The organism is Roseateles agri (genome assembly GCF_034043675.1).
Taxonomy (GTDB): Bacteria; Pseudomonadota; Gammaproteobacteria; order Burkholderiales; family Burkholderiaceae_C; genus KK5.
Genome location: NZ_JAXCLA010000008.1, coordinates 277220 through 303242 on the forward strand (window position 1 = coordinate 277220; position 26023 = coordinate 303242).

At 65.6% G+C, this 26023-nt stretch carries 19 protein-coding genes and 1 pseudogene; 10 read left to right on the forward strand and 10 right to left on the reverse strand.

Annotation, left to right across the window (positions count from 1 at the left end; genetic code table 11):
• Nucleotides 1-283: 283 nt before the first annotated feature.
• Together SNE35_RS24095 and SNE35_RS24100 are read left to right on the forward strand one after the other, a co-directional pair.
• Nucleotides 284-3163 (forward strand): hypothetical protein, encoded by a 2880-nt coding sequence (locus SNE35_RS24095; RefSeq protein ID WP_320425570.1) that lies wholly within the window; start codon nucleotides 284-286, stop codon nucleotides 3161-3163.
• A 27-nt stretch (nucleotides 3164-3190) separates the two neighbouring features.
• Complete coding sequence (locus SNE35_RS24100; RefSeq protein WP_320425571.1) at nucleotides 3191-4024, forward strand: phytanoyl-CoA dioxygenase family protein; 834 nt, start codon at nucleotides 3191-3193, stop codon at nucleotides 4022-4024.
• 175 nt (nucleotides 4025-4199) lie between these two features.
• Here SNE35_RS24100 and SNE35_RS24105 read toward each other — a convergent pair whose 3' ends face one another.
• The 5 genes and pseudogenes from SNE35_RS24105 to SNE35_RS24125 all read right to left on the reverse strand — a co-directional run bounded on the left by SNE35_RS24105 (nucleotide 4200) and on the right by SNE35_RS24125 (nucleotide 7267).
• Nucleotides 4200-4481: a hypothetical protein gene (locus tag SNE35_RS24105; protein WP_320425572.1), complete on the reverse strand. Its 282-nt coding sequence runs from the start codon at nucleotides 4479-4481 to the stop codon at nucleotides 4200-4202.
• Nucleotides 4482-4673: 192 nt separating this feature from the next.
• Nucleotides 4674-5900: an MFS transporter gene (locus SNE35_RS24110; protein ID WP_320425573.1), complete on the reverse strand. Its 1227-nt coding sequence runs from the start codon at nucleotides 5898-5900 to the stop codon at nucleotides 4674-4676.
• Nucleotides 5897-6222: pseudogene (locus SNE35_RS24115) on the reverse strand (hypothetical protein). The gene SNE35_RS24110 and the pseudogene SNE35_RS24115 overlap by 4 nt, the downstream one beginning before the upstream one ends.
• 2 nt (nucleotides 6223-6224) lie before the next feature.
• On the reverse strand, nucleotides 6225-6788 hold the full coding sequence (locus tag SNE35_RS24120; protein ID WP_320425574.1) for an isochorismatase family protein: 564 nt from the start codon (nucleotides 6786-6788) through the stop codon (nucleotides 6225-6227).
• A gap of 29 nt (nucleotides 6789-6817) precedes the next feature.
• Nucleotides 6818-7267 carry a MarR family winged helix-turn-helix transcriptional regulator gene (locus SNE35_RS24125; protein WP_320425575.1) on the reverse strand — a complete coding sequence of 150 codons (450 nt, stop codon included), beginning with the start codon at nucleotides 7265-7267 and terminating at the stop codon, nucleotides 6818-6820.
• A gap of 229 nt (nucleotides 7268-7496) precedes the next feature.
• Between SNE35_RS24125 and SNE35_RS24130 the strand changes: the two genes are divergently transcribed.
• The 8 genes from SNE35_RS24130 (at nucleotide 7497) to SNE35_RS24165 (ending at nucleotide 19275) form a co-directional block, all read left to right on the forward strand.
• Entirely contained in the window at nucleotides 7497-7730 is a 234-nt protein-coding gene (locus SNE35_RS24130; protein WP_320425576.1) for a hypothetical protein, read from the forward strand.
• 34 nt (nucleotides 7731-7764) lie between these two features.
• The gene (locus SNE35_RS24135; protein ID WP_320425577.1) at nucleotides 7765-7917 is read left to right on the forward strand and encodes a hypothetical protein; all 153 of its coding nucleotides are present in this window, start codon (nucleotides 7765-7767) and stop codon (nucleotides 7915-7917) included.
• A 262-nt stretch (nucleotides 7918-8179) separates the two neighbouring features.
• A complete protein-coding gene (locus SNE35_RS24140; RefSeq protein ID WP_320425578.1) occupies nucleotides 8180-8548 on the forward strand; it encodes an NAD(P)-binding domain-containing protein in 369 nt (122 codons plus the stop codon).
• Nucleotides 8545-9969 (forward strand): glucose-6-phosphate dehydrogenase, encoded by a 1425-nt coding sequence (gene zwf / locus SNE35_RS24145; RefSeq protein WP_320425579.1) that lies wholly within the window; start codon nucleotides 8545-8547, stop codon nucleotides 9967-9969. The genes SNE35_RS24140 and zwf overlap by 4 nt, the downstream gene beginning before the upstream one ends.
• Before the next feature lie 99 nt (nucleotides 9970-10068).
• Nucleotides 10069-11196: a transaldolase gene (gene tal / locus SNE35_RS24150; RefSeq protein WP_320425580.1), complete on the forward strand. Its 1128-nt coding sequence runs from the start codon at nucleotides 10069-10071 to the stop codon at nucleotides 11194-11196.
• On the forward strand, nucleotides 11193-12842 hold the full coding sequence (gene pgi / locus SNE35_RS24155; protein WP_320425581.1) for a glucose-6-phosphate isomerase: 1650 nt from the start codon (nucleotides 11193-11195) through the stop codon (nucleotides 12840-12842). Before tal ends, pgi begins: the two co-directional genes overlap by 4 nt.
• A gap of 172 nt (nucleotides 12843-13014) precedes the next feature.
• Complete coding sequence (gene tkt / locus SNE35_RS24160) at nucleotides 13015-15069, forward strand: transketolase (RefSeq protein WP_320425582.1); 2055 nt, start codon at nucleotides 13015-13017, stop codon at nucleotides 15067-15069.
• Between the two features lie 408 nt (nucleotides 15070-15477).
• On the forward strand, nucleotides 15478-19275 hold the full coding sequence (locus SNE35_RS24165) for a TIR domain-containing protein (protein ID WP_320425583.1): 3798 nt from the start codon (nucleotides 15478-15480) through the stop codon (nucleotides 19273-19275).
• Between the two features lie 414 nt (nucleotides 19276-19689).
• Here SNE35_RS24165 and SNE35_RS24170 read toward each other — a convergent pair whose 3' ends face one another.
• From SNE35_RS24170 to SNE35_RS24190, 5 genes are all read right to left on the reverse strand, one after another.
• Nucleotides 19690-21027, reverse strand: coding sequence for an MFS transporter (locus SNE35_RS24170; protein WP_320425584.1), 1338 nt, complete (start codon nucleotides 21025-21027; stop codon nucleotides 19690-19692).
• Between the two features lie 80 nt (nucleotides 21028-21107).
• Nucleotides 21108-22448, reverse strand: a complete 1341-nt coding sequence (locus SNE35_RS24175; protein WP_320425585.1) for a serine hydrolase domain-containing protein — start codon at nucleotides 22446-22448, stop codon at nucleotides 21108-21110.
• Nucleotide 22449: 1 nt separating this feature from the next.
• Nucleotides 22450-23898, reverse strand: a complete 1449-nt coding sequence (locus tag SNE35_RS24180) for an amidohydrolase family protein (RefSeq protein WP_320425586.1) — start codon at nucleotides 23896-23898, stop codon at nucleotides 22450-22452.
• A gap of 1 nt (nucleotide 23899) precedes the next feature.
• Nucleotides 23900-25042 carry an NAD(P)/FAD-dependent oxidoreductase gene (locus tag SNE35_RS24185; RefSeq protein WP_320425752.1) on the reverse strand — a complete coding sequence of 381 codons (1143 nt, stop codon included), beginning with the start codon at nucleotides 25040-25042 and terminating at the stop codon, nucleotides 23900-23902.
• Nucleotides 25043-25126: 84 nt separating this feature from the next.
• Nucleotides 25127-25858, reverse strand: coding sequence for a helix-turn-helix domain-containing protein (locus SNE35_RS24190; protein ID WP_320425587.1), 732 nt, complete (start codon nucleotides 25856-25858; stop codon nucleotides 25127-25129).
• Nucleotides 25859-26023: the final 165 nt, after the last annotated feature.

The window sequence follows — 26023 nt, forward strand, 5'->3', positions numbered from 1 at the left end:
GTGGTGGGTCCCCTTCCGCTGCGGACAACGGAGCAATCGGACTACTGGGGATTCCTCCCGGCGACGTGCTGGTGGCGTTCATTGCTTCTCCTAATGTTGCAACGCATGCTAGAGCCGTGACCAGCAAGTCCCTGCGGGACCGCCACTCGGACCAACGTAGGACGATCGGCATCGGATCCGGGCCGCACCGGCGTGCCAAAGATTGGGCCTTCCCAACTATTCACACGACCGGGGTCCAGCCGCTTTTGACACAATCCGGTACCTGAGGCCCCGGGGAGAGCTGGTGGAACATCTTGAAGACTTCGCCGCAACCAAACCCGCAGCCGATTGCCGCGTGTTCCTGATCGGGCAGTTTGCAGGACGTATCACCTTGCGCTCGCAGCAACTGCGCGCGCTCAATCTGGTCGACATGCTTTTGGCCCAGATGAGCAAGGCTCGGATTGCCGTTGTTGGCGGTGGTGTGGCTGGAATGACCGCCGCCGCTGCGGTTGTCGAATGGACGGCCGCAGCGAGCATCGACGTATACGAGCGCGCGTCTGCCCTCCTCCCCTTGCAGCGCCATTGCAAGACTCGATACCTCCATCCCTACGTGATCGAGTGGCCGTATGAGGACAATGACAGCCGGCCAGGTGAGGACGCGCTGCTGCCCTTGATGAACTGGCATGCAGCCTATGCAGATGAAGTTTGCATTCAGCTTCTGAAGCAATGGGCTGTCATCGAGGCAAAGCATCCTGGCCAGGTCAACTGCTACCTGGGGCATCGCGTACAGGATCTGAAGTGGCTACCCAGCCATGAGTTAGCAATCCTGGGCAAAGGTCCACGCGGGACCTTCAGCCGGTCCTATGACTTCGTGATCGTGGCCGCTGGCTTTGGTGTTGAACGCCAGACCCCACATCCCACCCCGTACTATTGGGAGAACGATTCCGTCGATCAACTGATGCGCGAGTTCGGTGGCGCGGCCGACCGGAGGCGGGAGGTCCTCGTGAGTGGCACGGGGGACGGCGGCCTCATCGACGTCCTGCGAGGTGTGCTGTCCAGCTTCAGACATGACACGGTGCTCAACGCGGTACTCCATCGTGTCGATGAAGGCGCGCGGTCCCATCTCAGGAGGCTCGACGCGAGTCTTCGCGCACTGGACCTGGCCGACGCCGACGAGGTCGAGCACTACGTTGGGGAGTTCTGTAGCGTCAAAGTACCAGAGATTGACGCCTACCTACGTGAACAGATTCGGGGCGACACGCGTCTGTGGCTTGCCGGAAAGATCCCGCATCCATGCCTGGCAGCCAATGCCAACATCATGCATCGTCTTCTGGTCACGCGCCTCCTGGAAACTCAGAGAGACGTCAAAGATCCTGTGCTCATCTATCGGCCGAGTGGCGTGTCGTTGACATGGAAGGATGGATACGGCGAGTCAGTGATGGATGGGACAGCCATCCGCTTCGATGCAGTCTTCATTCGGCACGGGACCGATACGGCGAGTCAGCCTGCAATGCAGGCGTTAGCCAGGAATCTTGGCGTCGATCTCGACGAGGTTGAGCGCCGCGCCTCGCGGCTGGCGCCACCGTCCGAGGCCTTCAGAGCGCACCTGAACCATCGCCACCGCAGTCTGTTGCCTGCGGGCACCGTTCAAGTAGGACAGTGCGCGGACACGCCGATCGGCCCATCGGAACTGGGTGACCTCATTGACCTTTGGCTCTCCTCGGCCCCTACACAAGCTCTGATAGACCGGATCGAGCGCGCCCAATCTCAGGCTGCAGCCTACCGATTCCCAACGGCCTTGCAGCGTGCTGTGCATGCACGACTGTGGATCATGCTTTCGGAGCAGCACACGAAGCTGCGACGCCCGATTCCTGCCGGGCGTGCAATCGACGAGGCACGCGCACTCTTGCTCGGCCTTCCCGATTCACCGCAGAAGCTGCAGGCAGAACTGGACATTGAGTGGTTGCTGTCCATCGTCTACAAGCTGAACTCTCGCCACTCGCTCGCGGTGGACCTTTGCACCAAGTCACTCGAAGGACTCGAAGTACGCTTGGCCCGCGAAGGAAGCGATCACCACTTGGTGCAGCAGTTGACGCTCCATGAGGCGCGCATGCGACGGTCTCTGGTGACATACCTGGCTGAACAGGGCGAGTGGCTTGCGGCGCGCCAGTCCGCGGAGAATGCCGACGCACCGGTCAGGGCCGGCCGATGGAAGGCCCTGGACGCCACTTGGCTATGCGAATGTCATCTCTATCCGCAGACGGCGATGGAACGGGTGCTCCAGCACGAGGGCTTTCAGCTCCGTCGCAGGCAGATGGATTTTTGGCTGCAGGCTGGCGAGATGGATCGGGCGCTCGCCGTGTTCCCCGCATTCGCTCGCCAATACCTCGAGGCGGTCGAACGGCACGCGATCGACAACATCACCAGGCTGAACTTCTTCAGATTGATGGCCGGGCTGTGCGCCAGAGCTTCCATTGGCAGCAGCGCGGATCTGCGCGACCGCCTCCTGAACCTCGCGCGCCGTTGTGCTGGCGTTTCGCGGCTCGCCGCCGCAGGTCAGGATCTGCCATCGCCCGTTCGCATACGCGACGCGTTCATGGTCATGCTCGACCGAACGCGGGCAATCGACGATTGGGAAGTGGCTGCGTCGCTCTCGGAACAGCGCGCACTCGTCGACGCGGCCGCCCTTGAGCTGCAGAAAGTGACTGAACGCAGGCAAGCGCCGGTGAGACTGCTGTGGAAACCAGGCATGTCCCCCGGATTCGCACGGACCAGCCATGCCGGTGTCTTCGGAGCAGTGCACAAGCCAGGCGTTGGGTTTGCGTCGGTACAGGCTGCTGCTCAGCATATGCTGGCCGGGCTGGTCGAGACCGGTGAAGGCTCTGACCACAACGGCGCCATCGCCCTGGAGTTGGTGCGGCAGACAGCCGAGCAACTCTGGGCCGCGGACAAGGATGCCTCAAAGAAGGTCGGCGTGCTTCTGGTGCTACACGACGAAGAGACACACATCACGCGCTGGTACCGATCGGGCGCCGTAGATCTCAGCTTGAGCGATCGGCCACTTGAGCCAGGATCGGAGAGTGGCGCATTCGACGGTGGTGGTTCGCTGATCGCACGGCTCGGCGTCGCGGAGGGCGATGCGGCCACCCCAGAAACCATCTGGACATGCTGGGTTGACGGATGAGCCCCGACAACGAAAAGGGAGCAGGCGATGTTGTCCGAGGATGAAAAGAATCGATATGCCGAGCACGGCGTACTCTTTCCGCTGCGGGTACTCCAAGCGGAGGAAGTCACTACGGTTCGTCAACGCTACACGCAACTCGAACAGGCGCTCGGCGGGCGGCCGACACCGCTTGAGCTGACGCAGTTGCATCGCGCATTCCAATGGGCTTGGGACGTCGCTGCGCATCCGGCGGCCCTGGACATCGCTGAATCACTGATCGGGCCTGATCTGGCCATCTGGGCCACTTCAGTCTTCTGCAAGTATCCGGAGGACGACGCCTATGTAGGGTGGCATCAGGACAGCCGCTATTGGGCCATGTCCGGTGATGACGTCGTGTCAGTCTGGATCGCATTGACGCCCAGTACCGTCGAGAACGGTGCGATGCAAGTCATGCGAGGCACGCATCTTGGTCAACTTCAGCATCACCAAGAGGGCACGTCGTCGAAGAACGTCCTGAGCCGAGCACAAGAAATCCGAGATCTACCGGCTTGTCCCGATGTTGTCGATGTGCAGCTGGCTCCGGGCGAATGTTCGATTCACCATGTGCGTGCGATACACGGCTCGCAGGCAAACAGCTCGCCCTTGCAGAGGATAGGGTTTGTCACCCGGTATGTGCCTCCCTGGACGAGGCAACCCAACCCCATGGAAGTCGGGGTGCTGCGGGGATCGATCGCTGCGTTTTCGGGGCAGAACCTTGTTGCCCGCCCTGCTGACGACGACGTGTCCGAAGAGGCGATCGTCAGATTCCGCGCAAGCGTCAGTCAATTTCTCGGCCGCACGCGCACCGCTGCTGCCAAGTCGGCTGACAACGAAGGCAGCTGAGACATCGAGCCGGCATGCTGCCCAGCCGCCTTCGCCCCGGCTACTGGAAATCCTCTCGATTGGGCTCCTGGGATTCGGCCAACGCTGGGCATTGCCGACGCTCGTTCGCTCGGTCATCAGTCGCGCACCGGCGCGCCGGCTCCGGCATGATCGCCGGCATAGCGAATTCAGCGCTTCAGATCAGCGCAGCACTGGGCATCGCAGCCATCGGCGGCGTGTTCTTCAGCGTCGCATGTACTTTCCCCGATTCAATGTCCGTGGCGAGAGCGCCGGTGATCGCTATGTTGTGCATTGGGGCCAGCCTGTCTGTCTCCGCCGTCTTGTCCGTTGTCGCCTCGGGGCGTGCGTTGAGATCGACATCTATGCGGCTGGTGACGTTGTGACTGGCCTCGACCAGTTGGCCGTCGCTTTCGGGCACGGCGCCATCGCCGCGATGACCGTCCACAACGCGCTGCATGCCAGTCGGTAGTCCAGCCGGCAAGGGTCCCGGTCGTGAACTCACCCAGCAAGGGCCGCTGACAACCCGCAGCCCTTGTCAGGCATCAACGGCTGGTCCGCGCCAATGCAATGCCCGTGACGCGCTGGCTGCAGAGGGTCCAAGCCACAAGATCTGAGTTGCTGGCTCCCTGCTGATCGGAAGAACGTCGATTCACCTGGCTGACGCTCCACCCCTCCGCCGCAGCACGCGTATGGCCACCAGCGCTGCGCCGAAGCCCGACAAGGCTCCGATGCCCAGCGCCCATCGCGGGCCAGGATGGTCGGCGATCCACCCGACGATGGGCGCACCGATAGGCGTGCTGCCGAGCGCGACGCCGAGCCGGATCGCCATCACCCGGCCGCGCATGGCGGGCTCCGTCGACAACTGCATCAGCGTGTTGGTGGCCGTGGTGAAGGTCAACGCGCCGACCCCGATCACGACCAGGGCAACCGAGAACAGGATGGCGTCCGGGGCAAGCGCTGCCAGGGTGCAGCCCACGCCAAAGATCAGCGAGCCCACCAGCAGCGTCATGAAGCGCGGCACGCCGCGGCCGGCAGAAGCAAATGCGCCGGTGATCGTGCCGAGGGCCATCGTCGACGACAGCAGACCGTAGCCGCGTGCGTCGGTGTGGAAGACGCCGACGGCCATGGTCGAGATGAAGATCGGGAAATTCAGGCCGAAGGTGCCGACCAGGAACAACATCAGCAAGATCGCCCTGAGGTCCGGCCGGGACCACACGTAGCGGAACCCTTCGGTGAGACCACCCGGCGTGCGCGCAGCCCGGGCGTTGGCTTTCAGCTCGCCGGTGCGGAAAAGGCACAGCGAGACAAGCACCGCAACGAAGCTGGCGCCATTGATCAGAAACGCCCACCCGGTGCCGACCGACGCGATCAGGAGGCCAGAAACGGCCGGGCCGATCATCCGCGCGGCGTTGAACGAGGTGGAGTTCAGTGCGACTGCGTTCGGCAGATCGTCATCGCCGACGAGTTCCGCCACGAAGGTCTGGCGCACCGGGGCGTCGAAGGCCGCGGCGCAGCCGGAGAGGAAGGCGAACACGTAGACCTGCCAAAGCTGAACCCAGCCCGCGACCGTGAGCAGTCCCAGCATCAGTGCGAGGGCACCCAGCGTGGCCTGCGTCACCATCAGCAGCTTGCGCTGGTTGAAGTGGTCGGCGGCAAAGCCCGTCCAGGGCAAAAGCAGAAGCTGGGGCCCGAACTGCAGCGACATGACGATGCCAACGGCGGAAGCGCTGTGCGCCGTCAACTGGGTCAGCACGAGCCAGTCCTGCGCCGTGCGCTGCATCCATGTCCCGACGTTGGAGACCAGCGCGCCAGCAGCCCAGACCCGGTAGTTGTAGCTCCGCAGTGAACGGAAGATGCCGCGGGCCGATGCGCTCATGAACGCCCCGGGTGCTCGCCGCCGTGCAGGGGGCCGAACAGCCGTGCGTGCATCAGGCCCATGCCCAGGATGCCGAGCCCGAGAGCCACCGCATCGGCCGTGGCCTTGAGATCGAAGTCACCGATCCGACAAATGAGCACGTAGCCCACGGCGAGATTGAAGAATCCCCAGAGCACATTGACCGTCGAGGACGAAAGGCCCTTGCCCGGCGGATTGGCGAACGGGCTCTGGAAGGGCTTGCCCATCGTCCCGCTGACGAAGTGCGGCAACGCATTGGGAAGGCGCCGCCGAAGAAATAGGACAGGAGTTGCAGCCAGGACATGATCAGGCGCTCCGGGTTTCGAGCAGGTCGATGACCTCTTGGACCGTGCCGGTTTCGCCCAGGCGCGGAAAGACTTGTCGGATGCTGTAGTCGTGCGCCTCGGGTCGCCCATCGGTCATGGCATCGATGGCCAGCGTGACGTTGAGGCCGTGCTCGTAGGCCTGGCGGGCGGTCGCCTCCACGCCGGTGCCTGTCGCGATGCCCGTGATGACGACCTGGGTGACGCCGAGCGACTTCAAGCGGCTTTCCAGGTCGGTGCTGGCGAAGGCACCCCAGGTCTGCTTCGTCACGGCGATGTCGGTGGCTTGGCGGTCAAGTTCGGGAATGAGTTCTATCCAGTCAGGTGTGAAGGCGAGCGCGCGGCGAGGCTGCTCGGTGCGGCCGGGTGCACCGCCGGCGACGTTGACCAGGACGACAGGCAGACCCCTCTTGCGGAACGCATCGAGCAGCGCACGCGTTCGGCCGATCACGTTTTCGACCGGGTGAGCAAGAGGGAGGGCAACGATGCCCTTTTGCAGATCGACAACGATGAGAGCAGTTCTCGGGTCGAGGGTGGTGAGCGGCATGTTCGTGATGGGTGTGGCGGACGGGGAAATCAGAACTCGGCAAGGCGTTGCAACAGCGGGATCGTGGCGGCGAGCTCTTTTTGCTCCTGCGGCGTCAATTGCGCCTGCAGTGCCCGAAACAGCCAGTCCTCCTTGGCGGCGCGCTGGGTCTTCAGCGCCTCGCGGAAGTCCTCGGTCAGTGCGATCAGGGTCTTCCGCCCGTCACCGGGGTCGGGCTCGCCGCGGATCGCGCCCTGCGCCTCAAGTGCAGCAACGGTGATGCGCATCGATTGAGGCTTCACGCTCTCGGCCCGCGCCAACGCTGAAACGGTCGCCGGCCCGTCACGTTCCAAGCGCAGCAGGACCGACTTCTGGGAGGAACTGAAATCCCCGGAGGCCGAGTGCTCCCGTACGCGCCGTATCAGCTTGCCGACGCTGATTCGCAATTCGCCGGCAAGGGCATGCAGGTCTGGATTGGGGGCAGTTGTTTGTCCTGGCATGGATAGACCATAACATATATACAGTTTAACTGCACAGTTAAACTGTATAAATGGCGGAATTTCCAACAAGCTACATTCACGCGTCTGCCCAGGTCTCGAGTCCAGACCTCTATCAAAACGCCCTGGTGTATCGCTTCGCTTGAGCGGCGGACAACTGTCGGACAAAGCCGACGCGCGGAGCCGATGCGGGCAGTCAACTCCATGGCGAGGCAGATGCCAAATCCCAGCCATGAAGCCGCTGATCGTCGCGCCGTCCATCCTCGCCGCCGACCTCGGCCAACGGGGTAAAGAAGTGTGCGACGTCGACCGCGCCGACGCCGACTGGATGCATGTCGACATCCACGAACGGCCGCTTCGTGCCCACCATCAGTTTCAGCCCCGCTGCGGTCCAGGCGGTCCAGCGATTCACCGCGAAGCCGCTCAGCGTGCACCTGATGATCGTGTAGCCCGAGCGCTGGATTGAGGACTTCCGCCGCGCCGTCGCCGACCATCTGCTTGTGCGAGCCGAGCCCGCGCCAACGATCCACCTGCACCGCGTGCTCAGCCGCACCCGTGAACTGGGCCCGGGCAGCGCGATGGTGCTGCCCAAGATCCGCGCGCTGCGGCGCATGTGCGACGAGCACGCTGGCCCCGTGGATCGAGGTCGATAGCGGCCAGGACGTCAGCACCGCCAGGCATGCCGTGCAGGCCGGGGCCAACGCTCTGGTGGGTGTGCTCGGCGCTGTTCGGCCAGCCTGAGTACGCCAGAGCGATCGCCAGGCTGCGAGAGTACGCAAGAAAGGCCCGAAACGTCGCTTCGTCAAGCATTGTTTCCCGTCAGCGGGCGCCTACAGCGCGACGAGCCCCCTTCCGATTCGGCCCCTCGAAGCGCGGGGCTGAAATGGACGATCGAACAAGGCATGGAGCGACGGTATGCAACCAGCGATGATCGGCCTCGGCCTCGGCCTCGGCCTGGGCCGCACGGGCGCAAGCATGGTGCGGCGGCTGATCCACCAGGGCCATGAACGCGCGGTCCACGACCGGCGGCCCACGACGGTCGAGGCGATGCGCAAGGACGGCGCGGTCGGGGCCGTGTCGCTGCCCGACTTGGCGGCGAAGACGAGCCAGCCGCGGGCGATCGGGCTGACGTTGCCGCCCCCCGTGCCGACTCCCGTGCTGAGCGGCGCGCTGTATGCGCGATTCAGCTCGCGCGGCGAGGAGGACATCGCCAACCAGCTGCTGTCGGCGATGCGCCATGAGTTCTGTGGGCATGTCGAAACCAACGTCGAAGGCAAGACATGACCCCCGCCGCTCCTCCATCGTCGTCTGACGCCCTGGTCGTCTTCGGCTTCACCGGCGACCTCGCGCACAAGAAGATCCTGCCTGCCCTGTACGCGATGGTGAAGAAAGGCACGCTGGCCGTGCCGGTCATCGGCGTGGCCTCGCGTCCGCTCGACATCGCGGCCCTGCACGCCCGCGTGCGGAACAGCCTCGAACAGCAGGCCGGTGGCATCGATGACGCCGCCGCGTTGGACAAGCTGCTCTCCCTGCTCAGCTACGTCAGCGGCAAGTACGAGGACGCCGCCACCTTCGATCGGCTGAAGGCCGCGCTCAGTGGCGCGAGCCGGCCAGCGCACTACCTCGCCATCCCGCCGGACCTGTTCGAGAAGGTGATCCAGGGTCTCGGCGCCGCCGGGATGGCGAGCGACGCGCGGCTGATCGTGGAGAAGCCCTTCGGCCGCGACCGAGCCTCGGCCGCCGAACTGGATGCCGTGGCTCACAGCGCCTTTCCTGAGGCGTCGATCTTCCGGATCGACCACTACCTCGGCAAGGAGGCGATCATGAACCTGCTGTATTTCCGCTTCGCCAACGCCTTCCTCGAACCGATCTGGAACCGCGACCACATCGCCAGCGTGCAGGTGACGCTGGCCGAAGACTTCGGCATCGGCGATCGCGGTGGCTTCTACGAGAGCGCGGGCGCGCTGCGCGACGTGGTCGAGAACCACCTGTTCCAGATCGTCGCGCTGCTGGCGATGGAGCCGCCGGTGCACCGCGAGTTCGAGGCCGTGCAGGCGGCCAAGGCCGGGGTATTCCAGGCGATGCGGCCGCTGGCGCGCGAGGACCTCGTGCGCGGCCAGTACGAGGGCTACCGGCAGGAGAAGGACGTCGCTGACAACTCCGACGTCGAGACCTTCTGCGCCGTTCGCATCTTCATCGACTCCTGGCGCTGGGCCGGCGTGCCCTTCTACCTGCGCGCGGGCAAGCAGCTGCCCGTCTCCGCCGGCGAGGTGCTGGTGCGGCTGAAGCCGCCGCCGCAACAACTGTTCGACGACGCGTCGTCGCAGCCGAATCACCTGCGCTTCCGCCTGCAACCGGCACCAGCCATCGCGCTGGCGGCGCGGGTGAAGCGGCCCGGCAAGGGCTATGTCGGTGAGCAGCGCGAGCTTCTCGCCTGCGAGGACACCCGCGGCGAGGAGGCGCCCTACGAACGTCTGCTCGGTGACGCGATGTCCGGCGACCGCGCGCTGTTCACCCGTCAGGACGCGGTGGACGCCGCCTGGGCCGTCGTTGACCCCGTCCTGGACGACCACGCGCCCTGCCTGCCCTATGCCCCGGGCAGCTGGGGGCCGGTGGCAGCCGACACGCTGGTCGTCGAGGCCGGCGGCTGGCATGACCCCGATCCCTCGCCGCCGCCGGCCCCTTGCGAGACCCGATCGGCGTGAGCGCCCCACTCGTCTTCCTGATCGGCCCGCCGCCGACTTCAGCGTTGGCTGCATCGCCGATCTGCTCGATATCGATTTCTCCCGCCTGGAGGTCCGACCATGACGAAGAAGAACGCCAACACACAGGCACTGCACGCGCTGGGCCAGAGCCTGTGGGTGGACAACATCACGCGGCAGATGCTCGACGACGGCACGCTGCAGCGTTATATCGACGAGCTCGCCATCACCGGCCTGACGTCGAACCCGACGATCTTCGAGCACGCCATCGGCAAGAGCACCGCCTATGACGCGCAGATCGCCGAGCTGAGCCGCGCTGGCAAGTCGGGCGAAGCGCTGTTCTTCGAGCTGGCGATCACCGACCTGCGGCGCGCGGCCGACCTGTTCAAGCCCATCCACGCGGCCACAGAAGGCGTGGACGGCTGGGCCTCGCTGGAAGCCTCGCCGCTGCTGGTGGACGATGCCGAGGGCACCATCGCCGCCGCCGCCCAGCTGCACCGGGCGGCGGCGCGTGACAACATCTACATCAAGATCCCCGGCACGGCCGCGGGCGTGAAAGCGATCGAGGCCTCCATCTTCGCCGGCGTGCCGGTCAACGTGACGCTGCTGTTCTCGCGCGAGCAGTATCTGGCCGCGGCCGAGGCCTATCTTCGCGGCATCGAGCGGCGCATCGCCGCAGGGCTCGATCCGAAGGTGGAATCGGTCGCGTCGCTGTTCGTCAGCCGCTGGGACGTGGCGGTGAAGGACAAGCTGCCCAAGGACCGGGCTAAGGAGAAAGGCAACCGCCTCGGCATCGCCATCGCTCAGCGCTGCTACCGCGCCTACCGCGAACTGCTGGCCGCGCCGCGCTGGCAGAAGCTCGCCGCCGCTGGCGCGCATCCGCAGCGCCTGCTCTGGGCCAGCACCGGCACCAAGGACCCGGACGCGCCGGACACGCTCTACGTGCAGGCGCTGGCCGCGCCCGACACCGTCGACACGTTGCCCGACAAGACGCTGGAGGCCTTCGCCGACCACGGCAGCGTCGGCGCCGTGATGGCGCCGGACGGCGGCGACGCGGAGGCGGTGATCGCCGAGCACGGCGCGCTGGGCATCGACGACACGGCGCTCGCTGCGCAGTTGCAGCAGGAAGGCGGCGACTCGTTCAAGAAGTCCTGGGAGGCCTTGCTGAAAGGCATCGCCGACAAGGCAGAGCGGGCTGGCAACGCTGCGAGCAAGGCCGGTCTGGCATGAGCGCCGGCCCGACGCCCCTCGCGCAGAGCCCGATGTGGCAGGCGCTGGCCGCACACCACCGCGAGATCGGCTCGCGCCATCTGCGTCAGCTCTTCGCGGACGATTCCTCGCGCGGCGAGCGCTTCGCGGCTGAGGCAGCGGGGATCTACCTCGACTACTCGAAGCAGCGCATCACCGACGAGACGCTGCGCCTGCTGCTCGCGCTGGCCGTCGAGTGCGGGCTGCCCGAGCGCATCGAGGCGATGTTCCGCGGCGAGGTGATCAACACGACCGAGCGGCGCGCGGCCCTGCATGTAGCGCTGCGACGGCCCCAGGGCATGGCCCTGGTCGTCGACGGGACGAACGTTGTCGCCGAGGTCCACGCCGTGCTCGATGCGATGACCCGCTTCGCCGAGACCGTTCGCAACGGCGACTGGCGCGGCCACACCGGCCGACGCATCCGCAACATCGTCAACATCGGCATTGGCGGTTCGGACCTGGGCCCGGTGATGGCCTACGAGGCGCTACGGCACTACAGCGAGCGCGCGCTGACGCTGCGCTTCGTCTCCAACGTCGACGGCACCGACCTCGTCGAGGCCACGCGCGACCTGGACGCCGCCGAGACTCTGTTCATCGTCTGCTCCAAGACTTTCACGACGCAGGAGACGCTCGTGAACGCGCATGCGGCGCGTGACTGGTGCTTGAGTCACCTGGAGGACGAGGCGGCGGTGGCGAAGCATTTCGTCGCGGTGTCGACGAACGCCGAGGGCGTGAAGCAGTTCGGCATCGCGCCCGGGAGCATGTTCGGCTTCTGGGACTGGGTGGGCGGGCGCTACTCGATGGATTCGGCGATCGGCCTGTCCACGCTGATCGCCGTCGGCCCGGAGCACTTCCGCGCGCTGCTCAGCGGCTTCCACGAGATGGACGAGCATTTCCGCAGCGCACCGCTAACGAGCAACCTCCCGGTGCTGATGGGGCTGCTGGCCCTCTGGAACAACAATTTCCTCGGCGCCGCCACGCAGGCCGTACTGCCCTACGAGCAGTACCTGAAGCGGCTGCCGGCCTACCTGCAGCAGCTGACGATGGAGAGTAACGGCAAACATGTGCGCGAGGACGGGCAGCCCGTCGGCGTGGACACCTCGCCGGTGGTCTGGGGCGAGCCCGGCACGAACGGCCAGCACTCGTTCTACCAGTTGATCCACCAGGGCACGCGCATCGTGCCCTGTGACTTCATCGGCTTCGCAAAGGCGCTGAATCCGCTCGGCGATCAGCATGACCTGCTCATGGCCAACCTGTTCGCGCAGACCGAGGCGCTGGCCTTCGGCCGGACGGCCGATGAGGTGAAGGCCGACGGCGACAGCGCGCCCAAGCTGGTCCCGCACCGCGTCTTCGAAGGCAACCGTCCGACCAGCACGCTGTTGGTCGAGCGGCTAACGCCCGCCACGCTCGGCGCGCTGGTCGCCCTGTACGAGCACAGCGTGTTTACGCAGGGCACGGTCTGGGGCATCGACTCCTTCGACCAATGGGGCGTCGAGCTGGGTAAGTCGCTGGCGAAGCGGACCGCGGCCGAGCTGACCGGTGGCAACGAACCCGCGCTGGCGCACGACAGCTCGACCAACGCGCTGATCCGGCGCTACCGCAGGTTGCGCACGCAGACGGAGACCTGAGATGCACGCACCCATTCTGAGCATGGCGCGACCTGATCGGCCAGGCCGCCAACGTCGCCGCCGCCCAGCAAGCATTGCTCCACCGCGCCGAATGCAACCGCGCCGCTCGCCGCAGTGACTATGACGAAGTCGGCGACGACGCCGCTATCGACCGAACCTGAAAGCTTCTCACATGCCCTCCTCCGATCTCGATCAGCAATGCGTCGACACGCTGCGCTTCCTGTCCGTCGACATGGTGCAGCAGGCCGACAGCGGCCACCCCGGGCTGCCGCTGGGCGCCGCGCCGATGGCCTATGTGCTGTGGACCCGCTTCCTGAAACACCGTCCGGACGATCCGTCATGGGCCGACCGGGATCGCTTCGTGCTGTCGGCCGGCCATGGCTCGGCCCTGCTCTACAGCCTGCTGCACCTGACCGGCTATGACCTGCCGCTGGGCGACATCCAGCGCTTCCGCCAGTGGGGCAGCAAGGCGCCGGGCCACCCCGAGCGCGGGCACACGCCGGGCGTGGAAGTGACAACGGGCCCGCTGGGCCAGGGCTTCGCCAACGCGGTGGGCATGGCCGTCGGCGAAGCGCAGCTGGCGGCCCGCTACAACCGCGAGGGGCATACGGTCGTGGACCACCGCACCTGGGTCATCGCCAGCGATGGCGACCTGATGGAAGGCGTCGCGGCCGAGGCCGCCTCGCTGGCCGGGCACCTGAAGCTCGGCAAGCTGATCTGCCTGTACGACAACAACGCGGTGACGCTGTCCGCCGGCACTGACATGAGCTTCTCGGAAGATCGCGCCAAACGCTTCGAGGCCTATGGCTGGCAGACGATCAACGTGGACAACGGCAACGACCTCGACGCCATCGACGCCGCGTTGGCCGCCGCACGCGACGAGACCGGCCGGCCCACGCTGATCCTGGTGCGCACGCACCTCGGCTTCGGCTCGCCGCTGCAGGACAGCTTCAAGGCCCACGGCTCGCCGCTGGGTGCCGACAACGTGAAGAAGACGAAGGCCGCGCTGGGCTGGCCCGCCGAGCCCCCCTTCCTGATCCCCGAGGCGGCGCTGGCGCACTTCCGCGAGGCGCTGCAACGCGGCCAGGAAGCGCAGGCCGCATGGAACGCGAGCATCGACGCTTACACCCAGGCGCAACCCCAACTCGCGCGCGAACTGGCTCAGCGGCTGCGTGGCGAGCTGCCGGCCGGTTGGGACGCCGACATCCCGATTTTCCCCGCCGACGCCAAGGGCATGGCCACGCGTGTGGCCGGCGGCAAGGTGATGAATGCCATCGCCGCCCACCTGCCCGCGCTGACAGGCGGCTCTGCCGATCTCGATCCCTCCACGCATACCGCACTGAAGGGGCTGGGAGACTTCAACCCGGTGTCGCCCCCCGGCGGCAAGGACTGCGAAGGCTCGGACGCCGGCGGCTGGAGCTACGCCGGCCGCAATGTGCACTTCGGCGTGCGCGAGCACGCGATGGGGGCCATCGTCAACGGCATGGCCGCGCACGGCGGCTTCATCGCCTACGGCTCCACCTTCCTGATCTTCTCCGACTACATGCGCCCGCCGATCCGCCTGGCTGCGCTGTCGGGACTGCACGTGGTACACGTCTTCACACACGATAGCCTGGCCCTCGGCGAGGACGGCCCCACGCACCAGCCGGTCGAACAGCTCGCCAGCCTGCGCGCGTTGCCCGAGGTCACCCTGTTGCGCCCGGCCGATGCCAACGAGACGGCGGTCGCCTGGCGGATCGCCGTCGAGACACGCGACCGCCCGGTGCTGCTGGCGCTCACGCGGCAGGACGTGGCCACGCTGGACCGCGGCCGCTACGCGAGTGCCGAGGGCGTGCGTCGCGGCGCGTATTTGCTCTGCGACACGGACCCGGCCTCACCACCGGCGCTGATCCTGATCGCCAGTGGCTCGGAGGTTGGCCTGATCACAGCCGCGGCCGAGAAGCTCGCCGCCGAGGGCATCGCCGTGCGCTGCGTCTCCATGCCGAGCTGGGACCTGTTCGAGGCACAGCCCCAGGCCTACCGGGACGAAGTGCTGCCGCCTGCAGTCACCGCGCGTCTGGCTGTCGAGCTGGGCGTGCGCCAGGGCTGGGATCGCTACGTCGGGCCGGACGGAGACATGCTGGGGATCGAACGCTTCGGCGCGTCGGCGCCAGCGGGCGAACTGCTGGCGCGCTACGGGTTCACGGTCGAAGCAGTCGTCGATCGTGCGAAGCGGCTGCTTGGGTAGTGCAGAAAGATAAGGACCTGTTCTCGGCCCGGTCGCAAGGATTGCCTTCGACCCATGCGGGCGCTCCTGGAGGGCTGTCTAGAGTCGCTCGGCCTTCCTGCTCCTGTACCGTGCGCGGGCTTGAGAGACGAGAGATGCACCGCTGATGTTGGTTCGATCGACAACAAGCGGCCAGCAGCTGACTCCGGCGAGCGTCAGGTTTGGGTCGGTCGACCATGCCTGCATCTTCGACTGCGACGCCCTCGGCACGGCAGATCAAGGCTGACCGAAGTCATTCGAAGCCGGCGGCCTGAGCGGCCGCGGCGATCAGCACAAGACATCCGACGATTCTTGGCAGACGGCCAGTGCACCTCGGACATCTGGCACTCGACAGTTGGAGGTCGCGATCTCGCTTGAGCCTGCCTTATCATGACTCGTCTCCAAACCTATCGGACGCAGTCCACCATGGCGGTCAGCCGGACTTCCCGCGACGGCGCATTCGTCTCCTATTCACGTGCTGACGGAGAAGCGATAGCCCGCGAGCTTGTCACGCAACTCGCGGCCACAGCGCCGGAGCTTCGAGTCTGGATGGACCGATTCGAGCTTGAGGGCGGCGTCGGGTGGTGGAGGCAGGTCGAAGAGCAGCTCGACCAAGTTGAGTTCTTGATTCTGGTTATGACGCCGGCTGCGATGAATTCAGAGAACACGCGCCGGGAGTGGCGCGCTGCGCGCCAGCGCGGTGTGTGTGTATACCCTATCAAGGGGTTACCGGATTCGCAGTTCGACTACACATTGCTGCCTCGCTGGATGCGTAAAGCGCACTTCTACGACCCGAGCACCGAGTGGGCCAAGCTGGTGGCACATCTGCGGCGGGGTTGTGCAGGTCACCGGGTGCCCTTCATGGCGCCGTCGCTGCCTCCCGCATTCGTGTCGCGACCGCGCGAGCTAGCCGCACTGGAGCAGAATCTTCTCGGCGACGATCCGAGCGGAAAGTCTGTCGTGCTACGAGGCCCGGGCGGCTATGGCAAGACTTCGCTAGCCGCCGCGCTATGCCTTCGAGACGGCGTGATCGAGGCGTTTGACGATGGCATCCTTTGGGTCACGCTGGGGCAGGCACCGGACCTGCGGGCCGAGTTGCTAAAGCTCTATGCAGCAGTGACCGGCGAGCGCACGGGTTTCGTCGATGTCGACGATGCCGCGCGAGAGTTGGCTCTGCGACTGCAGGACAAGAACTGCTTGGTCGTCATCGACGATGCCTGGAACGTCGCCCACGTCCGGCCGTTTCTACACGCACAGGGGCCGCGCTACCTCATCACGACGCGCATCTTCGAGGTTGCGCTGGGCGCCGAGCGCATCGACCTGGGCCTGATGGACCCCGACGACGCCGTTCAGTTGCTGCTGCGGCGCGCCGAGGTCGACACTATCGACCTTGAGCCCTACCACGCGCTGGCGCGCCGGCTCGGCGGCTGGCCGCTGACGCTCAAACTGGCCGGAGCGGCGATGCGCCAACGCCTCGCGCGTGGCGACACGCCCGAGCGCGCGCTTCAGTACGTGGGTAGAGCACTCGATCGGCACGGACTGGTCGCATTCGACAGAAACGATGCGACAACGCTGGACGCCACCGTCGAAGCGACGCTGAGACGAAGCCTCGACCTGCTCGACGAGGTGGAATGCCGCCGCTACGCCGAGCTGTCTATATTTCCCGAAGGCATGCCCATCCCGCTGTCCGCTGTCGGGAAGTTGTGGCCCCTCGATGAATTCGACACCGAGGAACTGGCGCGCCGTCTCGATGAACTCGCACTTGCCGATTTCGACCTGCGTTTCGGCACGCTCGCGCTACATGGAGTGCTTCGAAGCCTCATGGTGACGCGGCTGGGCGATGCCGCGGCGTCGGCCCATGCCCGTCTCGTCGACGCCTGGTCGCCGCTTCCGCCCGACGGGTACGCTTGGCGCTGGCTGATCTTCCATCTGCGAGGTGCGGGCCATACTTCCGAGTTGCGCGCAAGGCTGCTCGATCCCAAATGGCTCATCGCAAAGCTGGCCGCGACCGACATCTACGCGCTGGCCAGCGACTTCGACAAAACCACCGACGACCTGCCCCTGCGTCTGATTCGCGACGCACTGCGACTGGCTGCTCCTGCGCTGCACCGCGAGCCTGGCCAACTGGCGTTGCAACTCGGCATGCGCTTGATGGCGCGTGGCGAACCGGAGCTGGTCGCGCTGTGCGCGACGCTCGCGCGCATGTCCACGGACGTGCTGTGGCCACTGCATCAAAGCTTCGATGCACCCGGCGGTGTGCTAGCGATGACGCTGCTGGGCCCCGAACGCGACGTCCTGTCGCTGGCCTGGACGGCGAACGGCGAGCAACTGCTGTCGGTCGGCAACGACCAGATGCTTCACGTCTGGTCGCGCGAGGGCCTGCCACTGAGCGTGCTGACCCTGCCCGCAACCGGCGTGCGCTGCGTCGCCGTGGATGCGGCAGCGCGTCTGGCGTTCTGCGGCAGCTCCGCCGGCCGTCTGATCGAAGTGGATCTTCGCCAGGGCGAGGTACTTTCCAAGTTCTATGACGATCCGCGCCGTGCCGTCGATGCGGTGGTCCTGTCGGGCGACGGCCGCCGGGCGGCGACTGCCGGTCGAGGAGCGGATGTCCATGTCTGGGACCTAGCCGCCAATGCCGTCGTAATGCGCCTTTCGACTCGGGGAGGACGCGTGCAGGCGCTCGCGCTGTCGGCCGACGGGCACGTGCTGGTAGCGGGCGTGGATGACGGCACGGTCCAACGATGGGACTTCACCACCGGTACGCCACTGCGCGGCCTGACTGCACATACCGCCGCCGTCACCAGTGTCGCGACCAGCGCCGATGGCCGCGTCGTGCTATCCGGCTCCAGCGATCGCAGCCTATGCGTGTGGGACAGCTCCGCCAACACAGTTCGGCATTTGCGCGGGCATGAGGCGAGTATCAACACGGTCGACATGAGCCCGGATGGGCTGCTTGCCTTGTCGGGGGCGTCAAACCGCGTGATGAATGTCTGGCGCCTGGCTGATGGCTCGCTGCTCCACCAAGTTGTCGCCCATGCGGATGAAGTCCACGCCGTGCGTTTCGGCGGCTCAAGCGACTGGGCTGCGAGCGCGTCGGCGGATCACAGCATCCGCCTCTGGAACTTCTCCGAGTTCGCGACCGAGCGCTCGCGCGACCAGCACGACGGGGCCGTCTGTGCGCTCGCGTTCAGCGCCGACAGCCGCCTGTGCGCATCCGGTGGGAGCGAGGGGCGCATTAAGCTATGGGAAGTGGCCAGCGGCCAATGCATTGCCACGCTGGGCATCGCCGCTGGCACGCCAATACAAAGCCTCGCCTTCACGCCGGACGACCGTTGCGTCGTCAGCGGCTCCACGGGCGGCCACTACCGTCTTTGGTTCATCGATTCTGGCGAGTCAGTCTGGATCCCCGTCCGGCACAATACACCGGTGGACCATGCAGTGTTCAGCGCCAATGCTCGCTTCCTGGTCACCAGCTGCCCGGATCGTTATGTGTATTTCTGGGACGTCTCCAGCGGCTCGCTCGTCGCGCGCTACGGAACACGTCGACTGTTCGATCACCTGATTCGCCCATCGGCTCGACGCGCCCTTGCCGGCGACAGCGCAGAACTGCTCGACACATACCTGCCTGGCGAGCCCGTATTCCAAGTCCAGGGCATCGCGCTCTCCGACGACGGCCAATTCGCTGCGATCAGCGGTCAGCCAACTTGGCCCGGCGGCCAGCGCTCGAATCAAGACGGCAGCGGCGTCATCGGCGAGGTGGCCGTCCTCTCGTTTGACATCGCTAGCGGCGCGATAGAGACGGTCTCGACGGAGCAGGTGCTGCCGGTTCGGACCCTCGCCATCACGACTAGCGGCGAAATGCTTACTTGGGTCGGTCAAGACCATGTGCTGCGGCTTTCGGGACCGGGGCAACCACGCCTGTTTACCGGCCACCAAGAACGCGTTCGCGGCGTCGTGGTGGCCGCTGAACGCGGCCTACTCATCTCCTGCAGCCTAGATCACAGCGTGCGTGCCTGGCGGCTGTTGGACGCTCGCCCGGCAGCGTCGCTGATTGGCGACAGCCCGATGCACGCGCTCGCCTTGTCGCCGGACCAGTCGGTCGTTGCGGTGGGTGATCAGTTGGGCCGCGTGCACCTTCTCGGGCTGGGTGACCGAGCACGGGAGCGGGAGCACGCATCGACTGGCTAGTGGATTGAGACCCGTGCGACCGAGGCCGGGGTCAACGGTTTGGACGGTGCGGAGCGGGACGAGTTGGGTATCGCATACTCTGCAACCGGTTGGCCGCACCCGGCCACAAGCCGCCATACGCGCTGGCGCGACCTACTACCGGTCCAGGCTGATTGCAGTCCTTCGCACGCGCGCGTCGACGGGTGGATATCGCCCCACTGCAGCCGTCGGATCGCGACATATGAATTTCGGCTTCACTTCGAACTGTCGTTCACCAAGAGACGCCGAATGATGGTCTCGGCCGAAGCGGTTGGTAGCGAATATCGGATGTCCGGCGTAATCGCATCTGCAACTTTCAGAGGAAGTGGCTGTCGGTGTCGAATTGCTAGTCGGTGCGGCCCGTACCGACGATCCGCGAGCGACAGCGCGGCGACGTCAGCGGCCTGCGATGGTCACCCTTGCAACGGTGGAGACGAAGTGCCGCTGCACCCACAGCAGCAGCACCGCTGCGAGTAATCCGCTGAAGGCGCAGGTGCCGCTCATGGCGACTAGCAGCGCGTTCGAAGAACCCGTCAGCACATCCGACAGGCCACCGACGACCACAAGGCCGCCGGCACTGAAGAAGACGCTGACGATCGAATAGACACCGAGTGCACGGGACCGGATCGAGGCCGTGGCCATATCCTGGACAGCGATGGCCATGACAGCGTACCCCGAGGTGCAAGGTACCAGCACTAGTGTGGCCATCAGGAACAGCAGCGACGGGGAGTCCGCGAACGGCAGGGCCGCCGCAAGCGTACCGGTCAGCAGCAAAGACAGCGCCATGATCCGGATCGAGGTGGCGGCCTGCAGTCTCGGCCGCAGCACTTTCTCGAGTACGGTACCGATGATGGTCCCGGCCACGGCTCCCACGATATAGGCCAGGCCCAGCCGGTTGCCGATCTCCTGAGGGGGCAGCCCGAACTGCCGGGAGGCCGTGATCGGCAGCCACATGATGAAGGACGTCATAGCACACGCGGCGAAGCCGATCCCGCCGTAGAGCCCGAGCGTCGTTCGACGGTTGCTCAGGAAATGGCGAATGATGCCTTCCCCTTTCGCCGCGTGCTGCGCGAGCGGGCCAACCCGTTCCCGGCGTTCCCGGATCGGCATTACCAGCACAGCGACAACGAGGCCGATCGGCACAGCCGAAAGGAAGATCACGCGCCAGTGCTCCAGGTGGCTCAGTCCGAAGGGCAACAGCGGCTGAACGGTGCTCAGGAACTCGATGAGCGCTCCGCTTGCCGCCAGGCCGATACCGCTACCGGCAACAATTGAAAACGCAAGAATCGTATTGGCCAGCGCCCGCTGAGATCGGTTGGGGAACAGGTCCGGGATCATCCCGAACAAGATCGGATTGAGCCCGGCTTCGCCGATGCCGACCCCCATCGAGGCGATGAACAGCCCGGTATAGCTGTGCACCATTCCGATGGCCGCAGTCATCGCGCTCCACACGAGGATGCAGAGCACCAGGATCCATCGGCGCGGGAACTTGTCCGCCAGCCAGCCGAGAGGCAGCGAGGCCAGCCCGGCAATGAGAGCGAAGCCCACGCCTTGCAACAGTCCGAACTGCGTGTCTGACAGATTGAACGCCTTGCGGATAGGCTGGGCCAGCAGGACAAAGATCTGCCGGTCGACGCCCGCACAGATCGTGGTCAGGATGAAGACGCAGAGTGCGTACCAGCCCAGGACAAATCGCCTGTCTGGCGCGGCTGCGGCGGAGGTGGTCTGGTTCACGATGGGGCGCGGCGCGCGGATGCGCACCCGACGTCAAGGGGTGTTCAAGAAGGGCTTGCGACTTGCGCCGCCAGCCCGGCTCAGTGGACGCGGTTGAAGATCCGGGCCAGTGCTCCCAACTGCTGCATTTTTCCGGTGACATCGGGCTTTACGAAGGCCAAGGGGAACGGGAGAGCGGTGCCGTTCAGGCTCATGGTGAAGAGATGGTCGCCGACGCGCGTGAGCTGGAAGATCCGGGCCTGCGCGGAGTCCGTTTCGTAGATGTCCTGCTTAGTGAGCATCCGAGCCAGCAGATGCCCATCCTCCACACGGACTTCGAAGCGATAGATCTGGTTCTCGAAGCTGCCCTCATAGAAGGACGCATCGAAAGGCCGATCCATCGGCGTCAGCGGTGTGGTCGCCGCGCCCCAGCTTTCGAGAATCGGCTCGACAAGCCGCGTATCGAAGACGCCCAGCTTCGAGCAGTTGGTGAGCAGTGCAAATGCTCTGCCGCTCTCCGGGTGCGCGTAGAGCAAGGAGGATACGCCGGGCCCGCCACCACCGTGGAATACCACGCCGCCTGCCAGCATCATCCAGCCGAGGCCGACGCGCCACGCCGGCGGCGAGATGAATCGCGTCGTCTCCGTCGCCATCAGCGCCGCGCTCTGTGCCGACAGAACGCGAGCCCCATTGGCTCCGACGCCGCCATTGATCAAAGCGCGGGTGAAGCTCAACAGATCGGACGGGGTCATCATCGTCGTGGCCCCGGCCGGGGCAAAGCTCAACGGCAGGAAGGGACGCTCGCTCTGCACGAGCTTGCCGTCGGCGCCGACTTGGTCACCGACGCTGACGCGAAAGCGTGGCAGCTCCGTGATGTCGACGAGGGAATGTCGGAGCGCCAGCGGCTCGAAAAGACGCGACTTGACCAGGCCGTACCAGTCCTCGCCGCGAAGCTTCTGGGCAATGTAGCCGGCGATGACGGTGCCGATGTTCGAATAGGCCGTGGCTTCACCCGGTGGATGGAGCTGCGTCATGTCGGCGCAATCGGCAATCGCGTCAACGACCCGCTGTTCATCGAAGCCGCGATAGGGCGGGCAGTCGTAGTCGATGCCGCTCGTATGGTTGATGAGCATCCGGCAGGTGATCCGGGCGAGAGCCTCCGGATCGCCGAGGCGTAGCTCTGGCAGATGCTTCGTGACGGGATCGTCGAGACCGATCAGTCCATCGTCGACCAGTTGCAAGAACAAGGCAGCGTTCAGCACTTTGGTGATCGAGCCGATGTGCATCAGGGTGTCAGGTGTGACTGGATCGCCGGTGACGCTGTTGCGCAGCCCGCCTACGGCCTGGTGCATCCGCTCGCCGTCCCAGTAGGCGAAGGACGCACCCGTCACCTCGCCGCTGCCAGTGACCTCCGCAATGACCTTGGCATAGTCGATGCTCATCTCAATGCCCACCGCTGATGCAGGACGGGCATCCGGGCAGGCGAGTGCCATGGACGAGGAAACGCTTGAAGTTGGCTTCCTCCTCGAGCGGCGGGGCCAGTTCCGCCGTCAGCAGCGGACGCTCAGGCAGTGCGTCGAGGTCGACAGACACGCCACCCTTGATGACCGCATGGATGCTCCGGTAGTGGTCCGCGGCTTCCAGCGGGTCCTTGTCGAGCACCACCATGTCGGCGATCTTTCCGACTTCGAGCGTGCCGAGATCGGTATCGAGCTTGTAGGCGCGGGCGATGTTTCGCGTCGCCGCGTGCAGCAGGTCCATCGCCGGCATGCCCTTCTCTTCCATCGCGCGGAGCCAGGCAAAGTGCCCGGTTGCCAGCCGACCGAGTGCCTCCTGTTCCGGCATGCCGTTCCAGGTGGCTTTCAGCCAGGGTTCGCGCAGCAGCTCCTTAGCGAAAACACCGCCGTCGTTGCCGAGCAGGATCGGCGCGCCGGAACCGATCAGGCGCCGCGCATTCTTGTCGCCCGCCGACCACATCGTCCATTCGAGGTCCGACACCGCGCCCTTGACGTGCGCCAGCCCGGCCTCGGTAACAGGAAAGATCACCGCGCCGCACTGCGTACGCTCGAACAGGTCGAGTGTTTCGACCGGGATCGGCACCGGGCCGGTCATGTTGCAGTGGGTGATGAGGTCACAGCCGGCCTCGATCGACATCCGCAGACCTTCTACCGTCGTGCTGTGCGCCTGCACGGTTCGGCCTGCCGCGCGCCCGGCTTCAACGATCGCCTGTTGGGTCCGCTCGGAGAATTGCAGGAAGGCGCCCGCGGCCATCGCACCATGTTCGGTAGCGCCATACTTGACAAAGTCGATGCCGCGCTCGATGTAGCGCGAGACCTCCGCACCGACCTGCTCCGGGGTCATCCACATCAGGTGGCGGCCGGAGTTCTCGACCCAGGCGGCATTAACGCGGTCGACGAACCAGGAACTCGCGATCTCGGCGGCTTTGCCGAAGAAGTCGGGCGAGAAAGGTCCGTCGAATCCGATGATGTTGCCCGCGCAGCGGATGCGGCTGCCAACGGTCTCGCCGCTTTCGATTCGGTCGCGCACATTTATCAGCGCGCGGCGTGGCCCCCAGGTGTCGAACACTGTCGTCATGCCGGCCTTCAAGGCGACCTGAGCCGCCTCTTCGATCAGCGCCTCGTAACGGCCTTCGAAGCGAAGTAGCGTTTCGAGGGAGGCATTGACCAGCAGATGGACGTTGGCGTTCATCAGCCCAGGAATGACGAACTTGCCCGCCAGATCGAGCGTTCGAACGTGGGGCGCGACATCCAGCGCCTCGCGATGGCCGATCGCCTTGATGCGGCCGCCATCAATGAGGATGGCGCTGTCGGTTAGCGGCTTGTCCGCGACGCCGTCGATGATCGTGGCGCCGGTGATCAGCAGAGTCGTCATGTCATGTCCTTTGAAGTGTCGGCCGGGCCGGTGAAAGCATCTGCTCGTCCAGTCCAGCGTCGACCAGATCTTGCGGCAGCTTCCGGCCGGTACAAAGCGCTGCCGCCGAGCGTCCCAGCGCGGCGGCGGTCTGGATGCCGTAGCCACCTTGCCCAACCAGCCAGAAGAAGCCCTCGGAGTCCGGATCGAAGCCCGCGACAGGCGTGCGGTCCGGCGTGAACACGCGTAGGCCCGCCCAGCTGTTCGCAACGCGGCGAACCTGCGCGCCGGTCGCCTGCTCGAAGCGGTCCACCGCGATGGCCACGTCAAGCTCCTCCGGCTGCGCATCGCAAGGCGGCGAATCCGTCTCGTCGGCGGGTGAGATCAGCAGCAAACCGGCGTCCGGCTTGAAATAGAACTCCTCGTCGATCGCAATGGCCGCGGGCCAGCGGGCCGCATCCAGACCGCGCGGCACGTCGACCAGCGCCGCGGTGCGACGCTTGGGCTGCAGTCCGAGCGGTGCGACGCCGGCGCTGCGTGCCACCTCGTCGCCCCAGGCTCCCGCGGCATTGACGACGATCGGAGCACTGAAGCGCCCAAGCCGCGAACTCAAGTGCCAGTGCCCGTGGAAACGCGACAGCTCGTCGATCCGTGCCGCGGTCAGGATCTCCGCGCCTCGGGCCCGAGCCTGGCGCAGGAAGCCCTGGTGGAGGGCGTCGACGTCGATGTCCGCCGAGCCGGTCTCCAGCACGGCCCCGCCAAGGTAGCCGTCGCGAAACGCCGGCACGCGCTCCTGGGCCTGCGTGGCGGACAGCATCACCGTCCTGCCGGCCACATCAGGATCCTCGCGAAAGCGCTCCAGCAGGTCCAGCTGATCGGGCGTGCCGAAGAAGAGCGTGTTCCGCGGCGTCACCAGGGGGCTCGAGGCGAAGCCGGACGGCGGCTCGAACAGGAAGCCGCGGCTGGCACGGGTGAGGAGCCGCACGACGGCGTTGCCGTAGATCTCCGAGATGAGCGCCGCCGAGCGGCCGGTGGAGTGGTAGCCGGGATGGTCCTCCGCCTCGAACAGCAGGACCGAGCCCTGGGTGGCGAGATGAGCCGCCACCGATGCCCCGGCGATGCCGGCGCCGATCACCATGAAATCAACTGCCCTGACCTGCGTCATCACTGCCACCCATCGATTGCGATGGGCGGACTATACGAAATAAAAATGCCGAATTGGAAATTAATTTTCCAAACCCGAGGAATGCTACTTTGCGCGCGGTGGGCGCTGTTGTCTGGCGCCGTTCTGGCGGTGCTCCCCCTCGGCTGCTGCCGCCCGCCTCCGGGAAGCCGAGACGAAGGTCTCCATCATCGGTTCCACGTTGCCACGCGGCACGGCCGCGGCGACGATGCGGCATGGCGCATCGCTGGCCTTCAAGTACGCGTGACCCATCTCGCTGTCGAAGTAGAGCGTGTCACCGGCCTGCAGTCGCATCGGCTCGTAGAGATCAGTGCAGAAGTCCACCTCGCCCTCGATGATGTAGACGAACTCCTCGCCCGGGTGCCGAATGAAGTCGCCGAACTCCGCTCGGAATTCATCCATCGTGCGGGCGCGCACCTCGACGACCATCGGCGTCATCTTCTTGTGCAGCAGTTCCGTCGCCAGGTAGATCTGGCTGTAGCAATGCGTCTCGACCCGTTTGCCTTCACCCGCGCGAAGCATCACACGGCGGGCGCCGTGGTTGCTGGGCACTGGCGTGGCGGAGGGCACTGAGGTCCCCAGCAATTCGGCCATGTCGACGCCTAGGCCGCGGCTGACCGCGGCGAGCTTGTCGAACGAAGGCGAGACGCGGCCCGCCTCCAGCTTCGACAAGGTGGAGGCCGCAAGCCCGGTCTTAGCGCTCAGTTCCGCCAGCGTCAGATCCGCACTGCGACGCAGCGCGCGGATCGTCGCACCCGGGTTGTTGAGCTTGCCGGCGATGGGTTCGATCGTCTTCATGGCGCGCACTGTATCAGCCACGTTCTGCCAACCAAAATTTTATGCAATGTCCACCAATTTCATTCCACACTGGAATTTATTTCCAATTTGGAAATTTTCTTGCTACCATGATTTGCATCGACCAGGCATCAGCCGTTGCTCACAAGGACTCTCATGAACGTTGCA

Coding starts and splice junctions, on each gene's coding strand:
- SNE35_RS24100 (WP_320425571.1), top strand. CDS start 3,191: ATGTTGTCCGAGGATGAAAAGAATCGATATGCCGAGCACGGCGTACTC.
- SNE35_RS24105 (WP_320425572.1), bottom strand. CDS start 4,481: ATGCAGCGCGTTGTGGACGGTCATCGCGGCGATGGCGCCGTGCCCGAA.
- SNE35_RS24110 (WP_320425573.1), bottom strand. CDS start 5,900: ATGAGCGCATCGGCCCGCGGCATCTTCCGTTCACTGCGGAGCTACAAC.
- SNE35_RS24120 (WP_320425574.1), bottom strand. CDS start 6,788: ATGCCGCTCACCACCCTCGACCCGAGAACTGCTCTCATCGTTGTCGAT.
- SNE35_RS24125 (WP_320425575.1), bottom strand. CDS start 7,267: ATGCCAGGACAAACAACTGCCCCCAATCCAGACCTGCATGCCCTTGCC.
- SNE35_RS24130 (WP_320425576.1), top strand. CDS start 7,497: ATGAAGCCGCTGATCGTCGCGCCGTCCATCCTCGCCGCCGACCTCGGC.
- SNE35_RS24140 (WP_320425578.1), top strand. CDS start 8,180: ATGCAACCAGCGATGATCGGCCTCGGCCTCGGCCTCGGCCTGGGCCGC.
- zwf (WP_320425579.1), top strand. CDS start 8,545: ATGACCCCCGCCGCTCCTCCATCGTCGTCTGACGCCCTGGTCGTCTTC.
- tal (WP_320425580.1), top strand. CDS start 10,069: ATGACGAAGAAGAACGCCAACACACAGGCACTGCACGCGCTGGGCCAG.
- pgi (WP_320425581.1), top strand. CDS start 11,193: ATGAGCGCCGGCCCGACGCCCCTCGCGCAGAGCCCGATGTGGCAGGCG.
- tkt (WP_320425582.1), top strand. CDS start 13,015: ATGCCCTCCTCCGATCTCGATCAGCAATGCGTCGACACGCTGCGCTTC.
- SNE35_RS24165 (WP_320425583.1), top strand. CDS start 15,478: ATGACTCGTCTCCAAACCTATCGGACGCAGTCCACCATGGCGGTCAGC.
- SNE35_RS24175 (WP_320425585.1), bottom strand. CDS start 22,448: ATGAGCATCGACTATGCCAAGGTCATTGCGGAGGTCACTGGCAGCGGC.
- SNE35_RS24180 (WP_320425586.1), bottom strand. CDS start 23,898: ATGACGACTCTGCTGATCACCGGCGCCACGATCATCGACGGCGTCGCG.
- SNE35_RS24185 (WP_320425752.1), bottom strand. CDS start 25,042: ATGACGCAGGTCAGGGCAGTTGATTTCATGGTGATCGGCGCCGGCATC.
- SNE35_RS24190 (WP_320425587.1), bottom strand. CDS start 25,858: ATGAAGACGATCGAACCCATCGCCGGCAAGCTCAACAACCCGGGTGCG.